Below are 14,432 nucleotides of genomic sequence, written 5' to 3'. Positions count from 1 at the left end.
GCACGATGACGACCACTGTCTCCACGGAGGCCGGCGGGCGGACCGTGCGCAAGGACGCCACCGGTGCGTCGGCACGCGACCCCCGCCGCCGCACCGGGCGGATCCGGCGCGTCGGCCTTCCGTACCTCCTGCTCCTGCCGGCGCTGGTCCTCGAACTCCTGGTCCACCTGGTGCCGATGGTGATCGGTATCGTGATGAGCTTCAAGGAGCTCACCCAGTTCTTCATCCGCGACTGGGGCGCCGCGCCCTGGTCCGGCGTCGACAATTACAAGGTGTCGGTCGACTTCGACGCGCCCGTCGGCGAGGCGCTGCTGCACTCCTTCCTCGTCACCGTCGCCTTCACCCTGTTGTCGGTCGGCCTGTGCTGGCTGATCGGCACGGCCGCCGCGATCTGCATGCAGGACACCTTCCGCGGCCGCGGCCTGCTGAGGGCGCTCTTCCTGGTCCCGTACGCGCTGCCGGTCTACGCGGCCGTCATCACCTGGGTGTTCATGTTCCAGCACGACAACGGCCTGGTGAACCACGTCCTGCACGACCAACTGCACCTCACCGACAAGCCGTCCTTCTGGCTGATCGGCGACAACAGCTTCTACGCGCTGCTCACCGTGTCCGTCTGGAAGGGCTGGCCGTTCGCCTTCCTGATCGTCATGGCCGGCCTGCAGAACATCCCCGGGGAGCTGTACGAGGCGGCCGCCCTCGACGGCGCCGGCGTGTGGCAGCAGATCCGCCGCATCACCCTGCCGTCGCTGCGCCCCGTCAACCAGGTGCTGGTCCTGGTGCTGTTCCTGTGGACGTTCAACGACTTCAACACGCCGTACGTCCTGTTCGGCAAGGCCGCCCCCGAGGCCGCGGACCTCATCTCGGTCCACATCTACCAGGCCTCCTTCGTCACCTGGAACTTCGGCACCGGATCCGCGATGTCCGTTCTCCTCCTGCTCTTCCTGCTGTTCGTCACCGGCGTGTACCTCGCCGCCACCTCACGCGGACGGAGGACTGCCGATGCGTAACTCCCCGATGGCCCGGCCGAGTTCGTTCCTCTGGACCCGGCGGGTCTTCCTCACCCTGCTCACCGGGTTCGTGCTGGTGCCGGTCTACGTGATGGTCTCCAGCTCCCTGAAGCCGCTCGCGGACGTCACCGGAGAGTTCCGCTGGCTGCCGAGCGGCCTGACGATCCGCCCATACATCGACATCTGGTCGACCGTCCCGCTCGCCAGGTACTTCGTGAACTCACTGATCGTGGCGGGCGCGGCCACCGTCTGTTCGGTGGTGATCGCCGTCTTCTCCGCGTACGCGGTCAGCCGCTACGAGTTCCGCGGCAAGCGCGTGTTCACGGTCACCGTCCTGTCGACGCAGATGTTCCCCGGCATCCTCTTCCTCCTTCCGCTGTTCCTCCTCTACGTCAACATCGGCAACGCCACCGGCATCGCCCTGTTCGGCTCGCGGGGCGGCCTGATCCTCACGTATCTCACCTTCTCCCTCCCGTTCTCGATCTGGATGCTGATCGGGTACTTCGACTCGGTGCCGCGTGAACTCGACGAGGCGGCTCTCGTGGACGGCTGCGGCCCGCTCGGCGCACTGCTGCGGGTCGTGGTCCCGGCCGCGATCCCGGGCATCGTCGCGGTCGCCGTGTATGCCTTCATGACCGCCTGGGGCGAGGTGCTGTTCGCGTCGGTGATGACCAACGACACCACCCGAACGCTCGCCGTCGGGCTCCAGGGCTACTCCACGCTCAACGACGTGTACTGGAACCAGATCATGGCCGCCTCGCTCGTCGTCAGCGTTCCCGTGGTCGCCGGTTTCCTGCTGCTCCAGCGCTACCTCGTCGCCGGGCTGACGGCGGGCGCCGTCAAGTGATCGACTTCCCCCGTTCCGAAGGGACTTCCGTGTCCGACCGTATCGACCTCGCCGCGCTCCCGCACGACTTCCTGTGGGGCACGGCCACAGCGGCGTACCAGATCGAGGGAGCCGTCGCCGAGGACGGCCGCGCCCCGTCGATCTGGGACACCTTCTCGCACACCCCCGGAAAGATCGACAACGGCGACCACGGCGACATCGCCTGCGACCACTATCACCGCTGGCGCGACGACATCGGCCTGATGCGCCGACTCGGCACCAACGCCTACCGGTTGTCGATCGCCTGGCCGCGCGTGCTGCCCGGCGGCGACGGCCCGGTCAACCCCAAGGGCCTCGCCTTCTACGACGAGTTGGTCGACGGCCTGCTGGAGGCGGGCATCACCCCGTCCGTCACCCTCTACCACTGGGACCTGCCCCAGGCACTCCAGGACCGCGGCGGCTGGCCCGAGCGGGACACCGCCGAACACTTCGCCGCGTACGCCTCCACCGTCGCCGCACGCCTCGGCGACCGCGTCACCCACTGGGCCACCCTCAACGAGCCGTCCTGCTCGGCCTGGATCGGCCACCTCGAGGGCAAGATGGCCCCCGGTTTCACCGACCTGACCGCAGCCGTCCGTGCCTCCTACCACCTGCTCCTCGGCCACGGCCTCGCCGTCCGGGCGATCCGTGCCGCCGCGCCGGACACCGAGGTCGGCATCGTCAACAACCTCTCCACCGTGTACGCCGCCACCGACCGCCCCGAGGACGAGGCCGCCGCCCGCCGCCACGACGGGCACGTCAACCGCTGGTGGCTGGACCCCGTCCACGGCCGCGGCTTCCCGGCCGACATGCGTGAGGCCTACGGCGCCGAACTCCCCGAGAAACCGGGCGACTTGGAGACGATCGCGGCCCCGCTGGACTGGCTGGGCCTGAACTACTACTTCCCGGCGTACGTGGCCGACGACCCGGACGGCCCGGCCCCCCGCGTCCGTTCGGTCCGCCGCCCGGACGTCCCGCGCACCGGCATGGACTGGGAGATCGACGCGAGCGGCATCGAGACCCTGCTGCTCCGCCTGACCCATGAGTACGGCGCGCGCAAGCTGTACGTCACCGAGAACGGCTCGGCCTACCCGGACGTCGTACGCCCCGACGGGACCGTCGACGACCCCGAGCGCCAGGACTATCTGGTCGAGCACCTGGCCGCTGTGGCCTCGGCCGTCCGCAAGGGCGCCCCGCTGGCCGGCTACTTCGCCTGGTCGCTCCTGGACAACTTCGAGTGGGCGTACGGCTACGACAAGCGCTTCGGCCTCGTCCACGTCGACTACCGCACCCAGGCCCGCACCATCAAGGGCACCGGCCACCACTACGCGGAGATCATCCGGAGTCACCGGGAGGAGGCGCGCCGGGCCGCCTGAGGCCCTGAACCCCTGCGGTGGGCGTGGGCACGGGACCCGCGCCCGCCGCGAAGGCGCAGGTGCTGCCCCTCGTGTGTCAAGCACGACAGCAAGTTGCGGCCAGGACACCTGGTGACTTCGCGAGGGGGAGGACCAGCTGTGGCAGGCGCTGCGCGTGTTCGCGCAACAGGCCTGAGGGATGCTTGTGAGCACCGGCAGAAGTCGACTCGCCCTCGCATACTCGAAAATGTGTACGCGCGTGTCCCGGGAGCCTGGCACGATGAGGCGCTGCACCGAGCTGTGTTTTCGCGGGCCGAGTGTCCTGACCGAGGGGAAAGCCGTGGCGGACTGGATCTACATCCTCGATCCCGACAAGGACACGTTGGACGGGGAGCCGTCCGACAAGGAGACGATGCGCCAACTGGCCGAAGAGGAGCCGGAACTGGAGCTGTGGCTCAGCCGCCGCAACCGCATGCAGCCGGGCGACCGCCTCTGGTTCTTCTTCACCCGCCCGGAGTCGGCGGTCGCCGCGGTGGCCGAGGTCGACGAGGAGCCCTGGGAGGACCCGGAGGACCCCGACGTCTCGTATCTGGTCGCCGTGACCCTGCTGCCCGAGGCGACGAAGGCGCTGTACCGCGAACCGGTGAGCCGCGACGAACTGGGCCTCAGACAGGTGCGGTCGGTGCAGAAGGTGAAGCCGGAGGCCCTGCCGGTGCTGCTGGCGCGGACGGGCCTCTGAAAGCCGTCGCGGCGTCGGGCGGTCGGTGTGCGGGCGTCGCAGTCGTTGTAGGTGAACTCGTCGGTGTCGTCGCATTCCTCGCCACCGTCGAGAGGCTTTGTTCTCGGCTGGAGCAGAAGGTCTCAGGGCAGGCTCCCGGTCGTCGGGCGGAGTCCTCGGCTCCGTCCGACCTCGGATCGTCGCTCCGGGAATCCGGTTGCCCGCCGCCCCGCACGCTGCGACGCTCGCCCCATGCCGACCTTCGCCGCCCCCGACGGAACCCGCCTCGCCTACCAGGAGACGGGAGAGGGGCCACCCCTGGTCTGTCTCCCCGGCGGCCCCATGCAGTCCTCGGCCTACCTGGGCGACCTAGGTGGCCTCGGCGCACACCGCCGCCTGATCGCCCTGGACCTCCGGGGCACGGGCGACTCGGAGATCCCGGCGGACTCCGCGACGTACCGCTGCGACCGCCAGGTCGACGACGTGGAAGCCCTGCGCGAGCACCTCGGTCTCGACCGGATCGACCTGCTCGCGCACTCCGCCGGGGCGAACCTGGCCGTCCTGTACGCCGCCCGCCACCCGGAGCGTGTGTCCCGGCTCGTGCTGGTCACCCCGAGCGTCTACGCGGTCGGCATCGAGGTCACCGCCGAGGACCGCCTGTCGACCGCCCGACTCCGCCGGCAGGAGCCGTGGTTCGGCCCCGCGTACGTGGCGCTGGAGGAGATCACCGCCGGGAGGGCGACGGCCGACTCCTGGCAGGCCGTCGCCCCCTTCTACCACCGCCGCTGGGACGAGGCGGCCCGTGCCTTCGACGCGGCCGGCGCCCAGCAGAGGAACCCCGAGGCGGCGTCCCGCTACGCGGCCGAAGGCGCCTTCGCTCCGGACGCCACCCGCTTCGCCCTCGCCAGGTTTCCGTCGCCGGTTCTCGTACTCGTAGGAGAGGCGGACCTGGCCGGGCCACCATGTGCCCTGCGGGAGTACACGAAGCTGTTCCCGAACACCGAGTTCGTCCTCCAGCCCGGCGCCGGGCACTTTCCGTGGCGCGACGACGCCGAGCAGTTCACGTCGACGACCGCCGCGTTCCTGAGCACGGGCGATCGGGCCTGAGGCGGCTCAGCCCAGAGTCACGCCGAAGTGGCGCTCCAGGCTGCCGCGGATGGCGTCGCCGACGAGGGCGCGCAGGAGCTGACCCCGCTTCTGCTCGGACTGGAGGGGTCTGGTTGTGGTGAAGTCGGCTGTGTCGTCCCAGAGTTCGGCGGCCAGGGAGGCGATCAGGTCGTAGTCGTACGGGAGGGACGTGCGGACCGTGTCCAGATGCTCTTCGCGCCCGCCGCCTGCGCCTGGGTGCCCGACCGCGCCGAGAAGGGCCGGCTCGGCCTGTACACCGGGGCGCTCTCCTCGGTCTCCGGCTTCGTCGTGCCGGCCGGTAGTGCGGCGACCGGTGCCCCCCTCGACAGCGGACTGCCGCCCGCCGTCCCCTGGCTGGTCCTGGCCGCCGTAGTTGTCCTCGTGATCGGGCTCCTGCCGCGCCGCGACTGAACGCGGGATCGGCGCCACGCGTATGAGTCGTCCGTGGGAGGATCCCTCACCATGAGCGCGTCCCCGGCGGTACGGAGCCTGCGCGCCGCGGTGTTCGCCGCGGTGTGCGTGCTGCTGGCCGTCGCCGGACACGGCCTCGGGACGGGGCACGTCCCGCCGCTGTGGGCGGACGGCGTGGGATTCCTGGCCGTCTTCGCGACCGGATGGCTGCTCGGCGGCCGCGAACGGACCCTGCCTGGCATCGGCGCGGCCATGCTCGCCACCCAGGCGGGGCTGCACGTCGCGTTCTCCCGGACCACCACTGCCGGGCCCGCCATGCACATGGCGCACATGCACGGCCACGCCGTCGCCCAGACGCACACCATGACCGCGCACGCGGTCGCCGCCCACACCCACGCCATGACCCCGCACGCCGTCGGCGCCCACGTCCTCGCCGCGCTCGTCGCCTCCTGGTGGCTGCGGCGCGGGGAGGCCGCCCTCTGGTCGCTGCTGCGCTGGGCGGCCGCGTTCCTGCCCGGACTCGCGGCCTGGTGGCGCGACCCACTCGCCCCGCTTCCCCTGCCCGCCGCCGGCCGCGCGCCGGCAGACGCGGTACCGCCCCGGACGCTGCTGCTCCGGCACGCGGTGAGCCGTCGCGGGCCGCCCACCCGGATCCCGTACGCGATCTGACTCCCCAACACATCCTTCCTGTACGGAGATCCACTCACCCATGTCCACACGCACCACCCTGCGCCGCGCCGGCTTCGTGACCGTGCTCGCCGCCGCCGGAGTCCTCGTGGCGGCCGGCGCCGCCTCCGCGCACGTCACCGTCCACCCCGAGAGCTACGCCAAGGGCGCCACGGACGGTGTGCTCACCTTCCGCGTCCCCAACGAGGAGGACACCGCGAGCACCACCAAGGTGCAGGTGTACCTGCCGACCGACCATCCCGTCCTCGGCGTGCTCGTCAGCCCGCACGACGGCTGGACCGCGAAGGTGACCACCACCAAGCTCAAGACGCCGGTCAAGACCGACGACGGCACCATCACCGATGCCGTCTCCGAGATCACCTGGACCGGCGGGAAGATCGGCGCCGGCCAGTTCGAGGACTTCGACGTCGCCTTCGGTCAACTGCCCGACGACGCCGACGAACTGACCTTCAAGACGCTCCAGACCTACTCCGACGGCCATGTCGCCCGCTGGATCGAGGAGGCCGAGTCGGGCGGCGAGGAGACGGAGAACCCGGCGCCGGTGCTCAAGCTGACGGCGAGCGGCGACAGCACCCCGGCACCTGCCGCGAAGAGCTCCACGAAGAACTCCGCCCAGGCGGTCTCCGCCAGTGACTCCACCGCCCGCGGTCTGGGCACCGTCGGGCTGGTCGTCGGCGTGCTCGGGCTGGCCGCGGCGGCCTTCGCGGTCGTACGCACGCGCAAGGCGGATTCCTAGCGACCGAAGCCGAAGGGCCCGGACCACCACCAGTGGTCCGGGCCCTTCGGTCATCCGTCCGTCCGTCGGTCCGGACGGGTCAGCGTGCGGCCGGCTCCAGCACCTTTGCGGCCGGAGCGGCCGGAGCGGCCGGAGCGGCCGGAGCGGTCCGCTCGGTCCTGCGGGAGGTCCGCCACAGCCAGCGCACGTCCCGGCCGAACGACCACACCAGCAGCCCCAGCGCCAGCACCGCCACCCCGAAGCTGGCCATGTGCGGCAGCAGTTCGGCGCCGGCCAGCAGCAGGCAGATGCCCTGGAGCGCGGCGACCGTCTTGCGGGCGGTGCTCGGCGGCAGCGCGGCGTTCAGCCACGGCCACACCCGGGCCGCGGCCACGAAGGCGTAGCGCATACCGCCGATGAGCAGCACCCAGGGGCCGAGTTGCGTGGAGACGTAGACGCTGAGCACCAGGATCAGGAACGCGTCGACCTCCATGTCGAACCGGGCGCCCAGCGCGGTCGACGTGCCCGTGCGGCGCGCCACCTTGCCGTCGACGCCGTCCAGGATCAGGGCCACGGCCGTCAGGCCGACGAGCAGGGTGACCGGCGGCGAACTCTCGAAGGAGTCCGCGACCAGCGCGGTCACCCCGCCGACCAGGGTCGCCCGGCCGAGGGTGACCCGGTTGGCCGGGCCGAAGGAACGCAGCCGGGAGCGGTGCAGGGCCCGCGACAGCACCGCCCAGGTGGCGATCGCGAAAGCGAGGCCGGTCAGCCAGCCGGCCGGCCCCATCCCGATCGCCGTACCGAGCAGGGCCAGCAACAGGATCTGCACGCCCGCTCCCACAGCGGTCTCCTGCTGGACCAGCCTCGCGTCGTAAGTGTTGTTCAGGGCCACCGCACATCCTCCGGCCGAGTGACAGAGTCGATCAACGCCGCGTACTGTGCGCGGCCTGTGCACATCTCGGTACGTGAACCACGTGTCGATCGTTCAGGAGGATGCCGATGAACCGTTCCGCCCGCGCGTTCTGGCTCCGCTCGCCGGGCCACGGCGAGCTGCGCGACGTCACCCTTCCGGAGCCCGCCGAGGACGAGGTGACGGTGCGTTCGCTGTGGTCCGGGGTCAGTCGCGGCACGGAGACGCTCGTCTTCCGCGGCGGCGTCCCGGTCAGCCAGCACACGGCCATGCGGGCGCCGTTCCAGGAGGGCGACTTTCCGGGGCCGGTGAAGTACGGCTACCTCAACGTCGGCGTGGTGGAGCAGGGACCGGATGCGCTGATCGGCCGTACGGTCTTCTGCCTCTATCCGCATCAGACGCGCTACGTCGTTCCGGTGAACGCCGTGACTCCGGTGCCGGACGACGTGCCCGCCGAACGGGCCGTGCTCGCCGGCACGGTGGAGACCGCCGTGAACGCGCTGTGGGACGCGGCACCGCTGGTCGGCGACCGCATCGCCGTGGTCGGCGGCGGCATGGTCGGCTGCTCGGTGGCCGCTCTGCTCGCCCGGTTCCCGGGCGTACGCGTCCAGCTCGTCGACGCCGACCCGGCGCGGGCCGCGGTGGCCGAGGCACTCGGCATCGCCTTCGCCACGCCCGAGCGGGCACTCGGCGAATGCGACCTCGTCGTCCATGCCAGCGCCACCGAGCAGGGCCTCGCCCGGTCGCTGGAACTGCTCACCGCCGAGGGCACGGTCGTCGAACTGAGCTGGTACGGCGACCGGAAGGTCACCCTCCCGCTCGGCGAGGCCTTCCACTCCCGGCGGCTCGTCATCCGCAGCAGCCAGGTCGGAACCGTCTCCCCGGCCCGCGCGGGCCGCACCTACGCCGACCGGCTCGCCCTCGCCCTCGACCTGCTCGCCGACCCGGCGCTGGACGCGCTCGTCACCGGGGAGTCGGCCTTCGAGGACCTCCCGGAGGTGATGCCGAAGCTCGCCTCCGGGGAGATTCCGGCCCTGTGTCACCGGATCCGCTACGACAAGAGCGCCTGACCTGAGAAAAGAGTGAGACAGCGCTGAACACGGGGAAGCGAAGAGCCGTACTACACGGCATCTCCGGCGAGCATGGGCCGGGGACCAGACGCGCCGCACCTGGAGGGTCGTCCGTTGTTCAGTGTCACCGTCCGCGATCACATCATGATCGCCCACAGCTTCCGCGGTGAGGTCTTCGGACCCGCGCAGCGCCTGCACGGGGCGACGTTCCTGGTGGACGCCACCTTCCGGCGCGAAGAGCTGGATGACGACAACATCGTCGTCGACATCGGGCTGGCCACCCAGGAACTCCGCGCCGTCGTCAGCGAGCTGAACTTCAGAAACCTCGACAACGAGCCCGACTTCGCCGGGGTCAACACCTCGACGGAGTTCCTGGCGAAGGTCATCGCCGACCGGCTCGCCGAGCGGGTTCACAAGGGCGCGCTGGGCGAGGGCGCCCGGGGCCTGACGGGCATCTCCGTCACCCTGCACGAGTCGCACGTCGCCTGGGCGAGTTACGAGCGTGCGCTGTGACCGACACGACCATCGACCGGGCACCCCTCGCCTACGTGCCCCTGCAGTCCGCGGCCCGGAAGAACGGCGAGATCATCCCCATGTCCCTGCGCTCCGTGCACTTCGTGCTGCCGGGCGGCGTCGACGACCCGGCCACGCCGAGCGGCGGCAACGCCTACGACCGGCGGGTCAGCCTGGACCTGCCCGGCTTCGGCTGGCAGGTCCACCAGCACGCCGTGGACGGCGGCTGGCCCCGGCCCGGGGCGACTGCCCGCACGGAACTGGCCCGCACCCTCAGCCAGTTGCCCGACGGGTCCGTCGTCCTCCTGGACGGGATCGTCGCCTGCGGCGTCCCCGAGATCGTCGTCCCGGAGGCCTCACGCCTGCGGCTCGCCGTCCTCGTCCACCTCCCGCTCGGCGACGAGACGGGGCTCGCGCCCGACGTGGCCGCCGACCTGGACGCCCGTGAACGCACGGTCCTGCGGGCGGTCCCCGCGGTGATCGCCACCAGCGACTGGGCGGTCCGCCGCCTCGTCTCCCACCACGGCCTCGCCCCCGACCGGGTCCACGTCGCCGCGCCAGGCGCCGACATCGCCCCCCTCGCCTCCGGCACCGACGGCGTGTCACGACTGCTGTGTGTCGCCGCGGTCACCCCGCGCAAGGGCCAGCACCGGCTGGTCGAGGCCCTCGCCGCGGCGGCCGACCTGCCGTGGAGCTGCGTGTGCGTCGGCGGGCTCGGCCAGGACCCCGAGTACGTCGCCCATCTGCGGACGCTGATCCGTCAGCACGGACTCGAGGACCGCCTCCACCTCGCCGGACCGCAGGCCGGCGCCGAACTCGACGCCAGCTACGCCGCCGCCGACCTGATGGTCCTCACCTCCTACGCGGAGACGTACGGCATGGCGGTGACGGAGGCGCTCGCGCGCGGCATCCCCGTGCTGGCGACCGACGTCGGCGGCCTCCCGGAGGCGGTGGGTCGCGCCCCCGACGGCGGCGTCCCCGGCATCCTCGTCCCGCCGGAGGACCCCGCCGCCCTCGCCGCCGAACTGCGCGGCTGGTTCGGGGAGGCGGACGTACGGCGCCGCCTCAAGGCCGCCGCCCGCGGCCGACGGGCCGCACTCGGCGGCTGGGCGGCCACTGCCAGGAGCCTCGCCGGCGTACTGGGCCGGCTCCCCAGCGAACCCCGGAGGGCGGCATGAGGAAGACGACGGCGACACCGGCGGACCTGGCACGGCGCGGCAGGGGGGTCATCCCCGCACAACCCGGGCCGCGGGAAGCGGCGGGCACGGCGGACACGACCGATACGGGAGATGTGACAGATGCAGCAGATGTGTCGCACGTCGTGATCGCGGGTGCCGGGCCCGTCGGCCGGCCGGGGGAGCGGGCCACCGTGCGGCTGCGGGAGACCGGGCCCGACGAACCGCCTCGTTACGCCCCCGAGTGGCTGGAGTTGCGCGAGAGCGCCGACGCCGACGCGCGGTCGTCGGCCCTTCTGGACCCGCTGCGCATCCGGCTCGCCAACCTGCCCGGACGGGCCGGGCTGGTCATCCACGACCTGGGCTGCGGCACCGGTTCGATGGGCCGCTGGCTCGCCCCTCGCCTCGACGGCGCCCAGCACTGGATCCTGCACGACCGCGACCCCTACCTCCTCCACTTCGCCGCCGTGGCCTCCCCGCGCTCCGCCGCCGACGGCAGCCGGGTCACCGTCGAGACCCGGCGCGGCGACGTCGCCCGGCTGACCCCGGACGCCCTCGCCGGTGCCTCGCTGGTGACGGCCTCGGCACTGCTGGACGTCCTCACCCGCGAGGAGATCGACACCCTCGCCGCAGCCTGCGCGGGCGCCGGCTGCCCGGCCCTGCTGACGCTCTCCGTCGCCGGACGCGTCGAACTCACCCCCGGCGACCCGCTGGACGCGGAGATCACCGCGGCCTTCAACGCCCACCAAAGGCGAGGGGGCCTGCTCGGCCCCGACGCCGTCACCGCGGCGTGCGAGGCCTTCGCCGAGCACGGCGCGACGGTGAAGCTGCACCCGAGCGCCTGGCGGCTCGGCCCCGAGGAGTCCGCGCTGACGGCCCAGTGGCTGCGCGGCTGGGTCGGCGCCGCCGTCGAGGAGCGCCCCGAACTGGCGGCACGCGCCGAGAGGTACCTCGCGGCGCGGCTGGCCGCCTGCGCCGCCGGCGAGCTGCGCGTCGTCGTCCACCACAGCGACCTGCTGGCGCTGGCCCGGCCGACGGGCGGAGCGTCGACATGAGCGCGGAGACGATGAGCGCCGAGACGGTGAGCGCTGAGACGGTGAGCGCGCAGCTCGCCGCCGCGGAGACGAAGCCGGCGACGCCGGCGATCCGGACCGGCGCGCGCCGTCCGACGACGCGGGCCGCCGTGGCCGTGTCCCGGACCCGCATCGGGGTGATCGTGTCCGAGGCGCCGGGCAGGGCCGCTTCTTCCGGGGCGGGGGCGGGTGCCGGCGTCGAGGCCGTTGGATCGGCCGCCCCAGCCGACCCGGCCGTCCTCGCCGTGTCCACCCCCGCCGCCCCCGAGGCCTGCGCCACCCCGAAGCGCGCCCGCACCGTCCTCTCCCGGCTCAACTCCCGTGCGGCCCGCACCCACTTGGGTACCGTCGCCGGAGTCGTCATCCTCGCCATCCTGCTGTGGCGGCTCGGCACCGGTGTCTTTCTGGACGGGCTGCGGCGGATCGACGCGGTGACGCTGCTGGCGGCGGTCGGGATCGGCGCGGTCACGACGGTGTTCAGCGCGTGGCGCTGGGCGCTCGTCGCCAGGGGCCTGCGCATAGGGCTGCCGCTCGGCCCGGCGGTGGCCGACTACTACCGCGCACTGTTCCTGAACGCGGCCCTGCCCGGCGGCGTCCTCGGCGATGTGCACCGGGCCGTACGGCACGGGCAGAGCGCCGGTGACGTCGGCCGCGGTGTACGGGCGGTGGTGCTGGAGCGGGTCGCGGGGCAGATCGCGCTCGCCGTGGCCGGAGTGACGGTCCTGCTCACGTTGCCGTCCCCGGTCATGGCCGAGACCCGGCACCTCGTGCCGCTCGCCGCCCTTGCGACGCTGGGCGCGCTGGCCGTCGTCCTCGCCGTGCGCATGAACCGCGCGCCCTCCGCCTCCCGCCGCGGGCGGGCGCTGCGGGCGACGCTGACCGAGGCACGCGAGGGGCTGCTGTCCCGCCGGAACGGGCCGGGTGTCGCGGTGTCCTCCGTGGTCGTACTGGCAGGTCATCTCGCGATGTTCGTGCTGGCCGCCCGCGTCGCCGGGTCCGGCGCCCCCGTCCTCGTGCTGCTGCCGCTGGCCGTCCTCGCCCTGCTCGCCATGGGCCTGCCGCTGAACATCGGCGGATTCGGCCCCCGTGAGGGCGTCACCGTCTGGGCGTTCGGCGCCGCCGGACTCGGCGCGAGCACCGGGCTGGCCGTCGCCGTCGTGTACGGGGTGCTCAGCTTCGTGGCCGCGCTGCCCGGTGCGCTGGTCCTGGTCGCCCGCTGGTACCAGGGCGTGCGGGCCACCGGGGCCGTCGTAGCGGACCCGGCAGCCGCCCGCTCACCCGACGGGCACTACTCGCGCCCGTCCGCTTTCCCTTCCGCCTCCCCGAGCAGCGTGAAATACGCGCCGAAGGAATCGGTCAGGCTGGCCAGCAGTGCCTTTCCCTTTTCCGCGGACCCCAGGGAAGGACGGCCGATGACGCCCGAATCGGTATAGGCGGACATTCCCGTGGTGAGCAGCTGACGCCGGTCGTCCGCGACGAAATCCGCGGACTCGTAACCAGGACGGATCAATTCGGGATGAGCGTGCAGCAGGATGGAGGTCTCGATTTCCCCCGCGTGCATGTCGGTGAGCAGCGAGGTGCGCACCCCGGCCTGCTCCCGCGCCGCTTCCCAGTCCTCGGCGGCCGGGAACAGCGCCATCCGCTCACCGCGCGCGGAGGACTCCTGAACGACGTTGCCCAGGACGTAGTTTCCGCCGTGTCCGTTGACCACCACCAGGGCGTCCACGCCCGACCGGCGCAGCGACTCGGCGATGTCCCGTACCACCGCGTGAAGGGTCACGGAGGAGATGCTGACGGTTCCCGGCCAGGCCGCGTGCTCGTGCGAGCAGGAGATCGTCACCGGAGGAAGGAGGTGCACCGGGTACGCGTCGGCGATCTCCCGGGCCACGGCACAGGCGACCAGGGTGTCGGTCGCCAGCGGCAGGAACGGACCGTGCTGCTCGAAGCTGCCGACGGGAAGAACGGCGACCTGCGTTGAGACGCCCGCCCCCCGCGTCCGTACGTCTTCCGTAGTGTCCGCCGGCACCAGACCGTATGCCGCCGTACGCGCGCCCGAACCACTCATTTCTTCACGGCCTTTCGTCTCTGCTTAGGAATCAGATCATGACAGAAAAAATCGGCGTACTCGGCAAGAAGTCCCCACAGCGCACGGGCGTGGAACGCGTTGTGAATGCCCCGCTGCCCACCGTGTACGGGAAATTCCAGGCGATCGGTTACCTCGACCACGACCGCGGCGACGAACAAGTGGCCCTGGTCCACGGCGACATCGGCAGCGAGGACGTCCTCACCCGGCTGCACTCGGAGTGCCTGACCGGTGACGCCTTCGGCTCCCAGCACTGCGAGTGCGGCGACCAGCTCGCCTCCGCGCTGCGCGCCGTGGCCGCCGAAGGGCGCGGCATCGTCGTCTACTTGAGGGGGCATGAGGGCCGGGGCATCGGCCTGCTCGCCAAGCTGCGTGCGATGGCCCTGCAGGCGGAGGGCCTGGACACGGTCGAGGCGAACCTCGCGCTGGGCCTGCCGGTGGACGCCCGTGACTACGGCGTGGCCGCCGGGATCCTGCGTGACCTGGGTGTGCGCTCGGTCCGGCTGATGTCCAACAACCCGCGCAAGCGTGAGGACCTGCTGCGACACGGCATCGAAGTCGCCGAGCAGGTACCGCTGTTGATCCCGCCGTGCGAGAACAACATCACCTATCTCAGGACCAAGCGGGAGCGTCTCGACCACCATCTGCCCCACCTGGACGCGGTGGCGCACTGGTCCTGACCGCGCGCTCCAGGCGGTGTCCTGATACGACAGCGACAGCGA

General features: G+C 72.0%; 15 protein-coding genes and 2 pseudogenes. 14 read left to right on the top strand and 3 right to left on the bottom strand.

Annotated features, from left to right (window positions below):
- The first annotated feature begins 5 nt into the window (after positions 1 to 5).
- The 5 genes from ACFY16_RS17845 (at position 6) to ACFY16_RS17825 (ending at position 5,052) form a co-directional block, all read left to right on the top strand.
- Complete coding sequence (locus ACFY16_RS17845) at positions 6 to 1,007, top strand: carbohydrate ABC transporter permease (protein ID WP_390648039.1); 1,002 nt, start codon at positions 6 to 8, stop codon at positions 1,005 to 1,007.
- Positions 1,000 to 1,854, top strand: a complete 855-nt coding sequence (locus ACFY16_RS17840) for a carbohydrate ABC transporter permease (RefSeq protein ID WP_390648038.1) — start codon at positions 1,000 to 1,002, stop codon at positions 1,852 to 1,854. The genes ACFY16_RS17845 and ACFY16_RS17840 overlap by 8 nt, the downstream gene beginning before the upstream one ends.
- A 29-nt stretch (positions 1,855 to 1,883) precedes the next feature.
- Positions 1,884 to 3,248, top strand: a complete 1,365-nt coding sequence (locus tag ACFY16_RS17835) for a GH1 family beta-glucosidase (RefSeq protein ID WP_390648037.1) — start codon at positions 1,884 to 1,886, stop codon at positions 3,246 to 3,248.
- A 319-nt stretch (positions 3,249 to 3,567) separates the two neighbouring features.
- Positions 3,568 to 3,966: a hypothetical protein gene (locus ACFY16_RS17830; protein WP_390648036.1), complete on the top strand. Its 399-nt coding sequence runs from the start codon at positions 3,568 to 3,570 to the stop codon at positions 3,964 to 3,966.
- 231 nt (positions 3,967 to 4,197) lie between these two features.
- The gene (locus ACFY16_RS17825) at positions 4,198 to 5,052 is read left to right on the top strand and encodes an alpha/beta fold hydrolase (protein ID WP_390648035.1); all 855 of its coding nucleotides are present in this window, start codon (positions 4,198 to 4,200) and stop codon (positions 5,050 to 5,052) included.
- A 6-nt stretch (positions 5,053 to 5,058) separates the two neighbouring features.
- On the opposite strand, the gene ACFY16_RS17820 is transcribed toward ACFY16_RS17825, so the two are convergent.
- Positions 5,059 to 5,208 carry a hypothetical protein gene (locus ACFY16_RS17820; protein WP_390648193.1) on the bottom strand — a complete coding sequence of 50 codons (150 nt, stop codon included), beginning with the start codon at positions 5,206 to 5,208 and terminating at the stop codon, positions 5,059 to 5,061.
- A 48-nt stretch (positions 5,209 to 5,256) separates the two neighbouring features.
- On the opposite strand from ACFY16_RS17820, the pseudogene ACFY16_RS17815 reads away from it, so the two are divergent.
- The 3 genes and pseudogenes from ACFY16_RS17815 to ACFY16_RS17805 form a co-directional block, all read left to right on the top strand.
- Positions 5,257 to 5,484, top strand: a pseudogene (locus tag ACFY16_RS17815) (MFS transporter); the annotation flags it as partial.
- Between the two features lie 51 nt (positions 5,485 to 5,535).
- The gene (locus ACFY16_RS17810; protein ID WP_390648034.1) at positions 5,536 to 6,153 is read left to right on the top strand and encodes a hypothetical protein; all 618 of its coding nucleotides are present in this window, start codon (positions 5,536 to 5,538) and stop codon (positions 6,151 to 6,153) included.
- A 40-nt stretch (positions 6,154 to 6,193) separates the two neighbouring features.
- The gene (locus ACFY16_RS17805; RefSeq protein ID WP_390648033.1) at positions 6,194 to 6,907 is read left to right on the top strand and encodes a YcnI family protein; all 714 of its coding nucleotides are present in this window, start codon (positions 6,194 to 6,196) and stop codon (positions 6,905 to 6,907) included.
- A 79-nt stretch (positions 6,908 to 6,986) separates the two neighbouring features.
- Here the strand turns inward: ACFY16_RS17805 and ACFY16_RS17800 are convergent, their stop codons facing one another.
- The gene (locus ACFY16_RS17800; protein WP_390648032.1) at positions 6,987 to 7,778 is read right to left on the bottom strand and encodes a CDP-alcohol phosphatidyltransferase family protein; all 792 of its coding nucleotides are present in this window, start codon (positions 7,776 to 7,778) and stop codon (positions 6,987 to 6,989) included.
- Positions 7,779 to 7,885: 107 nt separating this feature from the next.
- On the opposite strand from ACFY16_RS17800, the gene ACFY16_RS17795 reads away from it, so the two are divergent.
- From ACFY16_RS17795 to ACFY16_RS17775, 5 genes and pseudogenes are all read left to right on the top strand, one after another.
- Positions 7,886 to 8,866 (top strand): zinc-binding alcohol dehydrogenase, encoded by a 981-nt coding sequence (locus tag ACFY16_RS17795; RefSeq protein ID WP_390648031.1) that lies wholly within the window; start codon positions 7,886 to 7,888, stop codon positions 8,864 to 8,866.
- Between the two features lie 114 nt (positions 8,867 to 8,980).
- The gene (locus tag ACFY16_RS17790) at positions 8,981 to 9,379 is read left to right on the top strand and encodes a 6-pyruvoyl tetrahydropterin synthase family protein (protein WP_390648030.1); all 399 of its coding nucleotides are present in this window, start codon (positions 8,981 to 8,983) and stop codon (positions 9,377 to 9,379) included.
- Positions 9,376 to 10,557, top strand: a complete 1,182-nt coding sequence (locus ACFY16_RS17785) for a glycosyltransferase family 4 protein (RefSeq protein WP_390648029.1) — start codon at positions 9,376 to 9,378, stop codon at positions 10,555 to 10,557. The genes ACFY16_RS17790 and ACFY16_RS17785 overlap by 4 nt, the downstream gene beginning before the upstream one ends.
- Complete coding sequence (locus tag ACFY16_RS17780) at positions 10,554 to 11,609, top strand: class I SAM-dependent methyltransferase (protein WP_390648028.1); 1,056 nt, start codon at positions 10,554 to 10,556, stop codon at positions 11,607 to 11,609. Before ACFY16_RS17785 ends, ACFY16_RS17780 begins: the two co-directional genes overlap by 4 nt.
- Positions 11,606 to 12,763: pseudogene (locus ACFY16_RS17775) on the top strand (lysylphosphatidylglycerol synthase transmembrane domain-containing protein); the annotation flags it as partial. The gene ACFY16_RS17780 and the pseudogene ACFY16_RS17775, both read left to right, overlap by 4 nt.
- A gap of 152 nt (positions 12,764 to 12,915) precedes the next feature.
- Here ACFY16_RS17775 and ACFY16_RS17770 read toward each other — a convergent pair.
- Complete coding sequence (locus ACFY16_RS17770; protein ID WP_390648027.1) at positions 12,916 to 13,692, bottom strand: creatininase family protein; 777 nt, start codon at positions 13,690 to 13,692, stop codon at positions 12,916 to 12,918.
- A gap of 38 nt (positions 13,693 to 13,730) precedes the next feature.
- Here ACFY16_RS17770 and ribA point away from each other — a divergent pair, with 38 nt between their 5' ends.
- Positions 13,731 to 14,390 carry a GTP cyclohydrolase II gene (ribA, locus tag ACFY16_RS17765; protein ID WP_390648026.1) on the top strand — a complete coding sequence of 220 codons (660 nt, stop codon included), beginning with the start codon at positions 13,731 to 13,733 and terminating at the stop codon, positions 14,388 to 14,390.
- Positions 14,391 to 14,432 lie beyond the last annotated feature (42 nt).

The sequence above is a fragment of the Streptomyces sp. NPDC001315 genome, assembly GCF_042896175.1.
GTDB lineage: Bacteria > Actinomycetota > Actinomycetes > Streptomycetales > Streptomycetaceae > Streptomyces.
This window is presented reverse-complemented; position numbering and strand designations above follow the sequence as displayed.